This window comes from Pediococcus damnosus (assembly GCF_001437255.1).
Classification (GTDB): Bacteria; Bacillota; Bacilli; order Lactobacillales; family Lactobacillaceae; genus Pediococcus; species Pediococcus damnosus.
Genome location: NZ_JQBD01000001.1, coordinates 57,112 through 70,015, shown reverse-complemented (window position 1 = coordinate 70,015; position 12,904 = coordinate 57,112). Strand labels below are relative to the sequence as shown.

Here is a 12,904-nt window from a genome sequence, read left to right as displayed (position 1 = left end):
TTGACCATCTAGGAAAACCTTACACTAACCCTTTTATGGGATGGCGGACGGTGGTTGTGACCCAACATGCTAAGATTTCCTACTCTGGTCATTGCGTGGTTGTTCAAACGCAAGATAGTACTAATCAGATTCCGGTTAGTGATATCCAGATTCTATTGATTAGCACGACTAGAGCAGTAATAACTAGTGCAGTGATTAGTGAATTGGCCAAGCATCAAAGTAAAGTGATTTTTACGGATAACAGTGGTGAACCGGTAACTGAAACTATGGATTATTATCCAAACAATCGTGACCCACAGTTATTGCAGACACAATTTAATTGGAACGAAGAGCGAAAAACCTCTTTATGGACGAAGATTATTGTGCAGAAAATAACTAATCAAATTTATGTAACTGAGGCTTTAGGTATTAATGCGCAAGATTTAAAAGATGAACTTGCTAAGTTAGAGATCAACGATGTTACGAACCGTGAAGCAGTAGTAGCACGCAAGTATTTTTCGTTATTATTTGAATCTGAATCTTCACGGCGAAATTTCAGTCCGATAAATGCAGCCTTAAATTATGGATATGCCATTATTTTATCGGCTGTGAATCGTGAAATCGCCGCAAATGGTTATTTGACGCAATTGGGCGTTCATCATCATAGTCAAGAAAATGATTTTAATTTAGGGTCAGATCTAATGGAACCCTTTCGACCAATTGTTGATTGGTGGGTAAAACAAAAAAAGTTTAACGACTTTACGCCAGATATTAAATTTGGGTTAGTTGATTTGCTGAACTTAAAAATGAAATATAATGGCCAGAATACTATTTTAAGAAATGCTATTACTAAGCACGTTGATAATTGCTTAAAGTATTTGAGCGGTGAAATCGATAAAATTAAAATTGAGGTGGAAATAAGTGAGGTATCGAATAATGCGATTAATGGTCATGTTTGATTTGCCGGTTGAAACAAGTGAAGATCGACGTAATTATCGAAAATTTCGAAAGGCTTTATTAAACGAAGGGTTTCTAATGGTGCAATATTCAATTTATGTGCGTGTCTGCGTGGATAAGAAGAGTGCTAATTTAATGGAAAAACGAATCGCAACTTTTTCACCAGCCAATGGCTTGATTCAATCTTTGATGGTGACTGAAAAACAATATAATAGTATGAATTTTATTGTTGGAGAATCTAAACAGGATGTTCGAAATTCAGCAGATAGGACCATCATTATATGAATATTACTTATTACCCATTCAAACCAATTATTATCAATACAACAAAGCCAACGTTGATTGAGACCAGTAATCAGAAAGTGTATACCGATTTAATTTCAGGACTTAAAGGATATTCAGATGTTATTAAAATTAGTGATGATGATTTTAAATTAGTAGAATGTGAAAGAGCAGTGAAGTGAGTTGGGGATGCATTTGTTGAAGCAGATTTAAATAAAATGTTTCAAGGACAATTACAAAAAAAGATCGTTTCGAAATTAGATGATGATACAAGATTGCAATTAACGGATCTTAATAATAAATTAAAATCACTTATTTTTGATGCTACGTTTTCGTTAGACCTTCCGTTAAAAGTAGATAGTGAATTTGATCCAGTTAAATTAGTTAAATACTGTAATGTTGGGTTTGTAAGTGCTTTAAATAGGGATCCTTATGATATAATTGAAACTGTATTAAAAACTGCTTCTGAATTAAAAGAAACAAAAATATTAATCTTAACTAATGTGCGCAATTATCTCAGTGTCAGCCAATTTAATGAATTGGTGAGTTTAATTAGCACGCTTGATTTGAACATTCTGTTTATCGAATTCTCAGATAACAGATAATCACGAAGAATTCGATAAATGCCGTTATTGCTACGTTGATCAGGATTTTGTTGATTGGCGTTATTAATGTCTATGAGAGTAGCATTATAAAAAAACGGTTTTAGAAGAGTGTCGAATCAATATAGTTAAGAGCAGGTATCGTTTGTAATCCTACGAGTGCAATGTTTTAGAAGAGTGTCGAATCAATATAGTTAAGAGCGTGATACCAGTGCCGTTTAACGCTGACATCGTTTTAGAAGAGTGTCGAATCAATATAGTTAAGAGCACTTTCCAAAAGCCAAGAAAGCTGGTTGAAAGTTTTAGAAGAGTGTCGAATCAATATAGTTAAGAGCCACTTCCACATTTTTGGCACCATCAAACGCAGTTTTAGAAGAGTGTCGAATCAATATAGTTAAGAGCCATAAAACATGATAAAGACGTTCAGCATGAGTTTTAGAAGAGTGTCGAATCAATATAGTTAAGAGCTATTATATGCAGATCCTAATGTTGAACTAAGTTTTAGAAGAGTGTCGAATCAATATAGTTAAGAGCCACTGATTAGTTTGGTCTCACAATCCAAGCGTTTTAGAAGAGTGTCGAATCAATATAGTTAAGAGCACGCAAGACCAAATTGATTCTGGCCCAGCAGTTTTAGAAGAGTGTCGAATCAATATAGTTAAGAGCATGGACGTTCATGTATGGCTCATTCTCAAAGTTTTAGAAGAGTGTCGAATCAATATAGTTAAGAGCGCCCGTTTGGGTTTGGCCTTGAACATAATCGTTTTAGAAGAGTGTCGAATCAATATAGTTAAGAGCTGTATTACAGGGTTTACATTGCCTACGCGGGTTTTAGAAGAGTGTCGAATCAATATAGTTAAGAGCAAAAGTTTGTGCTGCCAATGGCAGGAACGTGTTTTAGAAGAGTGTCGAATCAATATAGTTAAGAGCCATTAACAATCGCAAACTCACCATTTCCTTGTTTTAGAAGAGTGTCGAATCAATATAGTTAAGAGCGTTTGTCCGAACCGTGCGTCATGCACATCTGTTTTAGAAGAGTGTCGAATCAATATAGTTAAGAGCTACTCAATCGCAAATTGATTCCGCACCAGAGTTTTAGAAGAGTGTCGAATCAATATAGTTAAGAGCATCTTATCTGGCATTTCATCACACATACGTGTTTTAGAAGAGTGTCGAATCAATATAGTTAAGAGCCTGACCATAAAGCTGTATCAGCAACCACCAGTTTTAGAAGAGTGTCGAATCAATATAGTTAAGAGCCCGGTCGTCGTCGGTTAAGTACCACTCATGGTTTTAGAAGAGTGTCGAATCAATATAGTTAAGAGCGTGTGGCGTTGGCTAACGTTGTTGAGGGCAGTTTTAGAAGAGTGTCGAATCAATATAGTTAAGAGCTAATGTAAAAAAGCTTGACTGTATACACATGTTTTAGAAGAGTGTCGAATCAATATAGTTAAGGAATCAGGAGCGGCTTGACGCATTGAGGTAAAATAGTTTTAATTATTATCGTATATATAAAATAAATGAACCTCAATTGCACCAAAATCTGAACTTCATTAAAACAGAAAAGAACTACACAAGGAGCCAAGTATGCAAGTAACAGTAAAATCATTTTCAGAGTTATCCAATACAGAACTATTTAAAATCTACAAACTCCGTACCCAAGTCTTTGTTGTTGAACAATTATGTGCCTATCAAGAGGTAGACGATGAGGATCTCATCGCCCAGCATTTACAATTTACAAACGAGGCCCAACAGTTAGTGGCCTATTTACGAATCATCCCTGAAACGAACGAAACGATTGTTCATATTGGTCGGGTGGTTGTTAATCCACTCTTTCGCAAACAAGGGTATGGACGCAAACTCATTACGAGTGGACTTGAAACGATTAAAAAAGATATGCCAAAGGTCACAACGGTAAAGATTCAGGCCCAGGCTTATTTACGATCCTTTTATCAATCGTTTGGATTCAAACCTGTCAGCGATGTTTATCTGGATACAGGTATCCCTCATCTGGACATGATTCTTGAATTACAAGGCAATAAGAAATAATTGTCGCGCATCCTAGCTTATGTTGGGATGCTTTTTCATAAGTGTTTTTCGTGAGACAAGTGTAAAATTGCTTAATAAACGGGGGAATTATAATGGACGAAAAACTAGTTAATTACGTAATCAATACATTAATTGAAGAAAACTTGTCAATTACAGCTGCTGAAAGTTTAACGGGTGGTCTGTTTCAATCAGAAATTACTACAGTGCCAGGCAGCTCAGCCGTTTTTAGTGGCGGTTTTGTGACGTATGCGGATGAAGTTAAAACGCAATTGTTGAGTGTCCCCAAGGAGCTTATTCAACAATACGGCGTGGTCAGCTATGAAGTGGCGGTTGCCATGGCCCAAGGCGCCCAGAAAGTCTTGAAGACCGATTTGGCGATCTCATTTACTGGTGCAGCCGGTCCAACTGGTTTGGAAGGTGAGGACGCCGGAACTGCATGGATTGGTATCACTTTTCATGGCCAGACGGATGCTTATGACCTTCGAAAGCCAGAGTTGGAGCGGAATGCGTTTCGCGAGGCATGCTGTCAATTTGCGTTTCAAAAGATTAGTGATTTGTTGGTTTAAAAAGAGGCGTTTTTTAAGTTTAATTAATGTCTTAAAAAATAATTTTTGTCTTAATGCGGTTCATGATAAACTAGGTAGGTTGATTATATGAACAAGGTTTAAAAAAGATTCAAGCATGAGATGAGAAGGAGGACCATTTTTTGAGAAGACATGTTTATCCTGCCTATCAGCAATTATATTTTGGTGCTTTTTTGGCGGCCATTGCAGGTGGTCTGGATGCTTACACATATTTACAACATGGCGGGGTGTTTGCGGGACTGCAAACCGGAAACTTGATTTTACTGGGGGTTAGCTTGAGCAAAGGACAGTTTGTCAAGGTTGGTTATTATCTGATTGCGATTATCGCGTTTGGATTAGGAACCATTTTTATTCGCCACATGCAGCATTTTTTTAAACAGAATTATTTAAAACGAGCGTATTTTGTATTAGGATATGAATTTGTTTTGATGGTACTGGTAGCAATGATCAGTCAACGGGCTCCTGATGTGATCACCGTGATGTTGCTGGCCATCACTGCAGCGGCTCAGCTACAGGAATTCCGAAAGTTGCAAGATGGACCATTCACATCTCTCATGATGACTGGAAACATTCGGACAACTGCTGAAAACTTGTATACGGGTTATGTGCATCATGATGTAACGGCCCAACAAAAAGCGACGGATACGGGAATTGTGATTGGTAGTTTTGCTGCTGGTGCATTTTTATCCGGAATATTTGTTCCTTGGTTGAAGGATGCCGCAATTTTGGTCCCAGCTGTCTTAGTCTTAGGAGCGGTGTTCTATCTAGCCCAACATTCTAAATCTACGCCTAATCGAAAAGATCCACAGAGTGATTCCAACGAAAAAGCTTGGTCAGAAACAACTCGTGCTAGCGTTCATCCTCACACGTCTGAAGATGACACGAAAACTGATTCAGAGCCAGAAACGCGAAGTAGTCGGCGAAGACGTAAATTATAAATAGTGTAAGAGTCAAATATCTGATTTCGGATGTTTGGCTTTTTTGTTTTGCTCACTTTTGAGGACAGCTCCACAAAACAAGCCCAACAAAATAAGTGAACCTCTGAGCGGGATGCGATCCCGCTTCCGGTCCCCTTATTTCATTGGGCTTTACCGTTTTGTTCCACTCACTATTTTAGGACAGCTCCACAAAGCAAGCCCAATGAAATAAGTGAACCTCTGAGCGGGATGCGATCCCGCTTCCGGTCCCCTTATTTCATTAGGCTTTACCGTTTTGTTTTGCTCACTTATTTTTAGGACAGCTACACAAAACAAGCCCAACAAAATAAGTGAACCTCCGAGCGGGATGCGATCCCGCTTCCGGTCCCCTTATTTTGTTGGCCTTTACCGTTTTGTTCCACTCACTCATTTTTAGGACAGCTCCACAAAGCAAACCACAAAATCTAAGTGCGCCTCTGGCGGGATTACGATCCCACCGCCGTCACCCTTAGTTTTTGTGTTTTAATCGCTTTGTTCCGCTCACTTCCATATATCCCACAAATCTTCTTCCCGCCTGGGTTAATTCTCCCTGTGGATACACGAGTTGCAACTTGTTATAAATTGGAGTTTCAAACGAACGACTCACAAACTGATCCGTCATGAAAGGTTCTGCTGATTTTTCGAACAAGAAAGTGACGCGTTCCGATTTGGCAATGATTCCCAACAACGTTTCAATGTGAGTGGAAGTGAAACGAATATTTGGTGTGAATCCCGCTTGTTGATAGAGATTGCCGACCTGTTCGTAAATACCAGAACCTGGATTTAATGAAACGACCTCAATATCCCGCAGATTGTTCATTGAAATCCTCTTTTGTTTTGCAAGGGGGTGCGTAATGGGCAGGATGATTTTAAGTTCATCTTGGTCAATATCAATAAATTGAAACTGGGATTTATTCAAAAGTTGCGACTGCATATTGCGTAAAATACCGAGATCTAACTGCTTTGTTTGCAACATTTCGAGCAGTTCTTCACCTTCCAATTCTTCTAGTCGAATGTTAATTTGCGGGTAGTCAGCCATGAATTGGCTTGTCTTTTCCATTAATCCATATTGTGACATCACTGGAACGCTGCCAATGTGCAGGGTTCCTTTTTTGAGTTCCCGATATTCTGCAAGCTCATTTGTCAGCAAGCCATACTGGGTCAAAATGGTTTTTGCGTATCGGAAGAAGACCTCACCACTTTCGGTAATAACCAGGTGGCGTTTATTTTTGGTTGAAATTAGTTTGGTAGCTAATTCGTTTTCCATGGCCTGGATGCGCTTGGAAAGTGCCGACTGGGTCATCATCAATTCAACCGCGGCATCAGACACATTGCGCGTTTGGTATAAGGTGACAAAATCTTTTAAATCATCAATAGTCATAATGAGTCCTCATTTTCTAATATTCCTGTTAGGCATAATGCTAGTCGAAACGCGATTTGTTCGCAAGAAATCGCGCTTATATAATGAAATTATCGTGTATGAACGTAAGAAACACGCATAGTTACTTGAAATTAGGAGGTCATTATTATGGCAAAAAAAGATGTTTATGATTTGCGTAAAGTTCTTGATGAACTAAAAAAAGAACCTGGTCAATATCATGAAACGAATGTTGAAGTTGATCCTGACGCCGAATTATCAGGTGTTTATCGTTACATTGGTGCTGGTGGAACCGTTCAACGGCCTACTCAAGAGGGACCAGCAATGATGTTTAACAACGTCAAAGGCTTTCCACATACCCGAGTTTTAATGGGATTGATGGCCAGCCGCAAACGCGTTGGGAAGATGTTTCATCATGACTACCACACCCTTGGTCAATTTTTGAATGATTCAGTAGAGAATCCGGTTGATCCTGTGATGGTTAAAGAAGCCGACGCACCCACCCATGAAGTTGTGCATAAGGCAACTGACCCGGATTTTGATATTCGTAAATTAGTGGCAGCTCCTACAAATACACCCCAAGATGCTGGTCCTTACATTACAGTTGGCGTGGTTTACGGCTCAAATCCAGATAAAACCATGAGTGATGTGACTATTCATCGCATGGTCCTTGAAGATAAAGATAAACTCGGAATTTACATCATGCCTGGTGGGCGTCACATTGGGAAGTTTGCTGAAGAATACGAAAAGATGAATAAACCAATGCCAATTACCATTAATATCGGTTTGGATCCAGCCGTAACGATTGGCGCAACTTTTGAGCCTCCGACAACGCCACTTGGCTACAATGAATTAGGTGTTGCGGGTGCCATTCGTCAAGAACCAGTTCAATTAGTTGATGGTTTGACTGTTGATGAAAAAGCAATTGCGCGTTCTGAATATACTTTGGAAGGCTACATCATGCCTAATGAGCGCATTCAAGAAGATATTAATACGCATACTGGTAAAGCAATGCCAGAATTTCCTGGATACGATGGTGATGCCAATCCAGCTCTGCAAGTAATCAAAGTTACGGCTGTTACGCACCGGAAAGATCCCATCATGCAAAGTGTCATCGGACCTTCTGAAGAACATGTCAGCATGGCTGGAATTCCAACGGAAGCAAGCATCTTGTCCTTAACGAATCGCGCAATTCCTGGCAAAGTTTTGAATGTATATAATCCCCCAGCAGGTGGTGGTAAGTTGATGACCATCATGCAAATTCGTAAGGAAAACAAAGCGGATGAAGGGATTCAACGACAAGCAGCCTTATTGGCCTTCTCATCATTTAAAGAATTGAAAACCGTCTTTTTGGTAGATGAAGATGTTGATATTTTTGATATGAACGATGTGGTGTGGACAATTAATACGCGTTTTCAAGCCGATCAAGATATTGTGGTGTTACCAGGAATGCGAAATCATCCATTAGATCCATCGGAGCGGCCTGAGTACGATCCAAAATCAATTCGAACCCGCGGCATGTCATCGAAGTTAATCATTGATGGCACGGTGCCATTTGATATGAAGGATCAATTTGAAAGAGCTCAATTTAAAGAAGTAAAAGATTGGAAAAAATATTTGGAATGATTAAGATTTTTGGGGTGCAGACATGAAAAAAATTATCGTCGGAATCACAGGTGCTTCGGGCACGGTGTATGCAATTGATTTGTTGGAAAAACTGCATCAACTTGATGACGTTGAGGTTCATTTGGTGATGAGTCAATGGGCTAAGAAAAATTTAGAGTTGGAAACGGACTATTCTTTGCAACAAATCAAAGCATTGGCCGATAAAACTTATAACGTTAATGATCAGGGAGCAACGATTGCGAGTGGTTCATTTTTAAATGACGGCATGGTGATTGTACCGGCTAGCATGAAAACGGTGGCGACGATTGCGTATGGAATCGGTGACAATTTGATTGCCCGAGCGGCGGACGTCACGATTAAGGAACAAAGAAAATTAGTGATTGTGCCGAGAGAGACCCCCTTGAGTGTGATTCATTTGGAAAATTTAACAAAGCTCGCCAAAATAGGAGCGCAAATCATTCCACCAATGCCGGCGTTCTATAATCATCCAAAGACAATTCAGGATTTGGTGAACCACCAGACGATGAAGGTGTTGGATGCGTTTGGGATTCCGAATGAGGTGGATGAGAGATGGAAAGAATAGTGCGCGAACGAAGGCGTTAAGCTGATCATAAATAACTGCAACGGAAGCGGGATCGCATCCCGCTGTGAGGTGTAGTTATTTATGATCAGCTGCCTTCGTGAGCGGTCCTGAAGCTCAGCAAAAAGCGTTTAAATCAACAGATTAAATTAACTTATTCAAGGACACGCAGTAAGAAAAAATAATTTCTGCTGTAAGTGTCCTTATGTTTTGAAATTATTGATAAATAAGCAAAAAATTCAGGAGATGAAATACGATCAAGAATGAAGAAAAGATTTCACTTAAAACAAAATTAGCGATTGTATCAGCTGGGATGATCTCCTTTATGGGAATTTTGGTTGAAACCTCGCTTAACGTGACGATGAATACTTTAAGCAACCAATTTGGCGTTAGCGTTGGGACGGTTCAGTGGATTACAACGGCTTATCTGTTGTTGGTTACCATTATGATGGCAGCAATGGCGTTTATTATGCGGCGCTTTAAATTTCGCTCAATTTTTATTTTTTCGGCCGCGGCCTTTATTGTGGGCTCAATTGTATGTGCCATTGCAGATAGTTTTTGGATTTTATTAATTGGGCGAATGATTCAAGCAATTGCAACTGGACTCGCCACGCCGTTGATGTTTCAAATTATTAACGTTAAGATTCCCCGTCAGCATGTCGGCACATATAATGGCGTTGCAAGTATGCTAACTTCTTTATCACCAGCATTGGGACCGACATATGGTGGTATTTTAAACACTTTGATGAACTGGCGATGGATTTTTTGGGTCGTTCTACCTCTCAGCGTGATTGTGCTAATCATGGGAATGATAAATATTGATATTCCGGTCCAACACAAACGGGGTGAAAAATTATCCTTTGATAGTATTGGCATGGTTTGGCTAAGTTTGGTTCTAATTGGTTTTGTTTGGACCTTTAATGAAGCTGGACTGGCTGGATGGACATCTGCAGCTTTTTGGATTTCATTAGTTATTTCAATTTTGCTTTTATTAAGTTATGCGTGGTATAACTCCAAAAGCTCTAAAGAAGTTCTTGATTTTAGTTTGCTAAAAAAGAAATCAGTCTTCCTTCATTTGATAAACTACTTTGTATTAGCCTTTGTTAATATTGGTATTTCCTGGTTACTGCCAATGGTTGCAGAAGTTAATTTGCATCAAACATCTATGGTAGCTGGTTTATTAGTTCTACCTGGTGCCTTAATTGGAGCAATCATTTCACCAAGTACCGGAGCCATTATGGATAAAAAGGGTGCATTTTTACCATTAATGATTGGAAATATCTGTCTCTTAGCATCCGTTGTTTTATTTTTCTTCTTGAATGATGTGATGACTTCAATGATTTTGTTAATCTTGTTTGTGATTCTCAGAGTTGGCGTTGCGTTCAGTTTCGGAAATGTTATGGGAGCTGCTAGTCAACAAGTTGTTCCTGAAAAACGAGGCGACATCAATTCATTGTTTAACATGATGCAGCAATATGCTGGTGCCATGGGAACAGTTATCCTCGCTTCCGTGATTAGTTCGCTAGAATTGCATGGTGGATCAACCTTTTCTCAAGTACGACAAGGATCAAAGATTGATTATGTAATTTTGAGCGTTTTGGCACTTGTGGCGTTAATTACAGTGATTATTAATAAAAGTACACGTAATCACATGACCAAAAACAATTAAATATAGAAAGAAGGCATCCAATCTGCAAAGATCGGGTGTTTTTTTATAGATACCGGTTACAAACTAGATGGTGCCGTAACAAATTGAGACGTGCCTAAACTTAAATCAAACCAGCATTTAAACTTTTTTTGTTTTTGTTCATTTTTTTGTGGCATTTTTAAAAAGTAAGTGTTACTATCAGTAAGGCGGCAGAGTTTAAGAAAGTTTAAAGGAGGTTTGTTATGCAAGTCGATAAGTTGAAAGAACCACTTGTGTTTCATCGTGCGTTATTGACAGTGGATGCTGATGATCCTAACTCGTCAACGAGAGCCTTTCAGTATGCAACGACAATGGCTCATGATTACCAAGTTGAACTGTGCATTGTGTCAGTATTAGAAGATGATGACATTAGCATTTTTGATGTGATGACCCCTGGTAAAGTTGATAAAAAAGAAGACGTCGTTCGCCAGGCAGTTGAGGACTATACTACAATTGCTGAGGAACTAGGCGTTAAACATGTTACAGGATTAACCGTTGGAGCGAGTGATGTTGACGATGTCATTTTAGACAAGGTTATTCCAAGATTTAAGCCTGACTTAATTGTTTGTGGATCAGATACAGAGGATTCAAAACACAGAGTTCCAGGTGCAGTGGGATTAAGGATTGCAAAACGGGCCCAGGTTTCCGTAATCGTAGTTCGATAATTCAGAGATTGAATTTTGAGAATGATAGAAAAGAGGGAATAGCATGGCAAAGAATAGTAACGAAGAAAAGCATCATATTATTTCATCAACAGATGGCGCAAATAAATCTTTAGATGAAATTAACGGAAGTGTCTCAGTTCCTCAAAATGCTGGGGTGTTTAAAACATTTTTAGCTTACCTTGGACCAGGAGTCCTAGTTTCTGTAGGATATATGGATCCTGGTAATTGGATTACTTCAATTTCTGGTGGAGCTCAGTTTAAGTATCGGTTACTCAGTGTCGTTTTAATTTCAAGTTTAATTGCGATGTTATTGCAAGCAATGGCTGCCCGACTAGGAATTGTAACTGGTCGTGATTTAGCACAGCTTACGCGTGAAAAGACTTCCAAATTTGGTGGTATCGTGTTATTTATTATTACCGAACTAGCCATTATGGCCACCGATGTTGCGGAAATTATTGGATCAGCGATAGCGTTGGAACTACTCTTTGGATTTCCACTGATTGTCGGTATTATCATTACAACATTCGATGTTTTACTGTTGATGTTGTTAATGAAACTAGGATTTCGAAAAATTGAAGCAATCGTAGCAACTTTAGTAGCAGTTATCTTGTTTGTTTTCTTGTATGAAGTTATTTTGGCACAACCAAACATGCCAGAAGTTTTAAAGGGATTTGCTCCCGGTAAAGATTTGATTCAAAACAAATCAATGTTATATATTGGTTTAGGTATTGTTGGTGCCACGGTTATGCCTCATAACTTATACCTTGGCTCATCAATTTCACAAACGCGTAACTTTGATCGTAATGATCATAAGAGTATTAGAAGTGCCATCCGTTATACGGTTGCAGATTCTAATACGCAGTTAACAGTAGCGTTTGTTGTAAACTGTTTACTCCTGATTTTAGGAGCTGCACTGTTCTTTGGTACTAATTCAGATTTGGGCCGTTTCGTTGATTTATACAACGCTCTCGATGATTCAAAGATCGTTGGTGCAATTGCCAGCCCAGTGCTAAGTACATTATTTGCGGTTGCCTTGTTATCATCAGGTCAAAGTTCAACAATTACAGGAACACTTTCTGGACAAATCGTTATGGAAGGTTTCATACGTTTGAAGATGCCAATGTGGGCTCAGCGTTTAGTTACTCGGCTCGTTTCCGTTTTACCAGTTCTAGCGTTTGCCATTTATTATCATGGCAATGAAGCTAAAATTGAAAACTTACTGACATTTTCACAGGTATTCTTAAGTATTGCGTTACCATTCGCGATGATTCCACTGATTTTGTTTACCAGTAGTAAGAAAATCATGGGTGAATTTGCGAACCGTCCATGGGTTAAGGTTTGTGCCTGGATTGCCGCAGTTGTCTTGGTTATCTTGAATGTCTGGTTAATTATTACAACAGTTTCTGCACTATAAAAACAATTTAAAAATAAATCTGGATTCTTTCATAAAAGTGAAAGGATTCAGTTTTTTTATTTTATAAACTAAAGGTTGGAAGTACAAAACCACATTCAATTGCTTGATACAAAAACTTCCCCAGTTCGGAGGCGTTTTGGCCTCA

General features: G+C 38.9%; 12 protein-coding genes and 1 CRISPR repeat array. Of the genes, 11 read left to right on the top strand and 1 reads right to left on the bottom strand.

Annotated elements, in window-relative coordinates:
• Positions 1–35 precede the first annotated feature (35 nt).
• The 6 genes from cas1 (at position 36) to IV84_RS00275 (ending at position 5,391) form a co-directional block, all read left to right on the top strand.
• Positions 36–938, top strand: coding sequence for a type II CRISPR-associated endonuclease Cas1 (cas1, locus tag IV84_RS00305; protein WP_046871854.1), 903 nt, complete (start codon positions 36–38; stop codon positions 936–938).
• On the top strand, positions 916–1,221 hold the full coding sequence (gene cas2 / locus IV84_RS00300; RefSeq protein ID WP_046871853.1) for a CRISPR-associated endonuclease Cas2: 306 nt from the start codon (positions 916–918) through the stop codon (positions 1,219–1,221). Before cas1 ends, cas2 begins: the two co-directional genes overlap by 23 nt.
• 215 nt (positions 1,222–1,436) lie before the next feature.
• Positions 1,437–1,823, top strand: coding sequence for a type II-A CRISPR-associated protein Csn2 (gene csn2 / locus IV84_RS00290; protein ID WP_056985955.1), 387 nt, complete (start codon positions 1,437–1,439; stop codon positions 1,821–1,823).
• Positions 1,824–1,920: 97 nt separating this feature from the next.
• Positions 1,921–3,278: a CRISPR direct-repeat array (repeat unit 36 nt; unit sequence GTTTTAGAAGAGTGTCGAATCAATATAGTTAAGAGC).
• Between the two features lie 129 nt (positions 3,279–3,407).
• Positions 3,408–3,869 (top strand): GNAT family N-acetyltransferase, encoded by a 462-nt coding sequence (locus IV84_RS00285; protein ID WP_046872502.1) that lies wholly within the window; start codon positions 3,408–3,410, stop codon positions 3,867–3,869.
• Positions 3,870–3,961: 92 nt separating this feature from the next.
• Positions 3,962–4,435 (top strand): CinA family protein, encoded by a 474-nt coding sequence (locus IV84_RS00280; protein WP_046872501.1) that lies wholly within the window; start codon positions 3,962–3,964, stop codon positions 4,433–4,435.
• Positions 4,436–4,575: 140 nt separating this feature from the next.
• Positions 4,576–5,391: a YoaK family protein gene (locus tag IV84_RS00275; protein ID WP_063510373.1), complete on the top strand. Its 816-nt coding sequence runs from the start codon at positions 4,576–4,578 to the stop codon at positions 5,389–5,391.
• A 487-nt stretch (positions 5,392–5,878) separates the two neighbouring features.
• On the opposite strand, the gene IV84_RS00270 is transcribed toward IV84_RS00275, so the two are convergent.
• Positions 5,879–6,790: a LysR family transcriptional regulator gene (locus IV84_RS00270; protein WP_046872091.1), complete on the bottom strand. Its 912-nt coding sequence runs from the start codon at positions 6,788–6,790 to the stop codon at positions 5,879–5,881.
• A gap of 147 nt (positions 6,791–6,937) precedes the next feature.
• On the opposite strand from IV84_RS00270, the gene IV84_RS00265 reads away from it, so the two are divergent.
• The 5 genes from IV84_RS00265 (at position 6,938) to IV84_RS00245 (ending at position 12,759) form a co-directional block, all read left to right on the top strand.
• Positions 6,938–8,413 carry a UbiD family decarboxylase gene (locus tag IV84_RS00265; RefSeq protein WP_046872092.1) on the top strand — a complete coding sequence of 492 codons (1,476 nt, stop codon included), beginning with the start codon at positions 6,938–6,940 and terminating at the stop codon, positions 8,411–8,413.
• Between the two features lie 22 nt (positions 8,414–8,435).
• Positions 8,436–8,996, top strand: a complete 561-nt coding sequence (locus tag IV84_RS00260) for a UbiX family flavin prenyltransferase (RefSeq protein ID WP_056985954.1) — start codon at positions 8,436–8,438, stop codon at positions 8,994–8,996.
• 310 nt (positions 8,997–9,306) lie between these two features.
• Positions 9,307–10,662, top strand: a complete 1,356-nt coding sequence (locus tag IV84_RS00255) for an MFS transporter (protein ID WP_063510346.1) — start codon at positions 9,307–9,309, stop codon at positions 10,660–10,662.
• Between the two features lie 221 nt (positions 10,663–10,883).
• Positions 10,884–11,345 (top strand): universal stress protein, encoded by a 462-nt coding sequence (locus IV84_RS00250; protein ID WP_056985952.1) that lies wholly within the window; start codon positions 10,884–10,886, stop codon positions 11,343–11,345.
• Between the two features lie 43 nt (positions 11,346–11,388).
• Positions 11,389–12,759, top strand: a complete 1,371-nt coding sequence (locus tag IV84_RS00245; RefSeq protein ID WP_056985951.1) for an Nramp family divalent metal transporter — start codon at positions 11,389–11,391, stop codon at positions 12,757–12,759.
• Positions 12,760–12,904 lie beyond the last annotated feature (145 nt).

What these genes read in the sequence shown, in the direction of transcription:
- cas1 (WP_046871854.1), top strand. Translation starts at nt 36, where the DNA reads ATGGGATGGCGGACGGTGGTTGTGACCCAACATGCTAAGATTTCCTAC.
- cas2 (WP_046871853.1), top strand. Translation starts at nt 916, where the DNA reads ATGCGATTAATGGTCATGTTTGATTTGCCGGTTGAAACAAGTGAAGAT.
- csn2 (WP_056985955.1), top strand. Translation starts at nt 1,437, where the DNA reads ATGTTTCAAGGACAATTACAAAAAAAGATCGTTTCGAAATTAGATGAT.
- IV84_RS00285 (WP_046872502.1), top strand. Translation starts at nt 3,408, where the DNA reads ATGCAAGTAACAGTAAAATCATTTTCAGAGTTATCCAATACAGAACTA.
- IV84_RS00280 (WP_046872501.1), top strand. Translation starts at nt 3,962, where the DNA reads ATGGACGAAAAACTAGTTAATTACGTAATCAATACATTAATTGAAGAA.
- IV84_RS00270 (WP_046872091.1), bottom strand. Translation starts at nt 6,790, where the DNA reads ATGACTATTGATGATTTAAAAGATTTTGTCACCTTATACCAAACGCGC.
- IV84_RS00265 (WP_046872092.1), top strand. Translation starts at nt 6,938, where the DNA reads ATGGCAAAAAAAGATGTTTATGATTTGCGTAAAGTTCTTGATGAACTA.
- IV84_RS00260 (WP_056985954.1), top strand. Translation starts at nt 8,436, where the DNA reads ATGAAAAAAATTATCGTCGGAATCACAGGTGCTTCGGGCACGGTGTAT.
- IV84_RS00255 (WP_063510346.1), top strand. Translation starts at nt 9,307, where the DNA reads ATGATCTCCTTTATGGGAATTTTGGTTGAAACCTCGCTTAACGTGACG.
- IV84_RS00250 (WP_056985952.1), top strand. Translation starts at nt 10,884, where the DNA reads ATGCAAGTCGATAAGTTGAAAGAACCACTTGTGTTTCATCGTGCGTTA.
- IV84_RS00245 (WP_056985951.1), top strand. Translation starts at nt 11,389, where the DNA reads ATGGCAAAGAATAGTAACGAAGAAAAGCATCATATTATTTCATCAACA.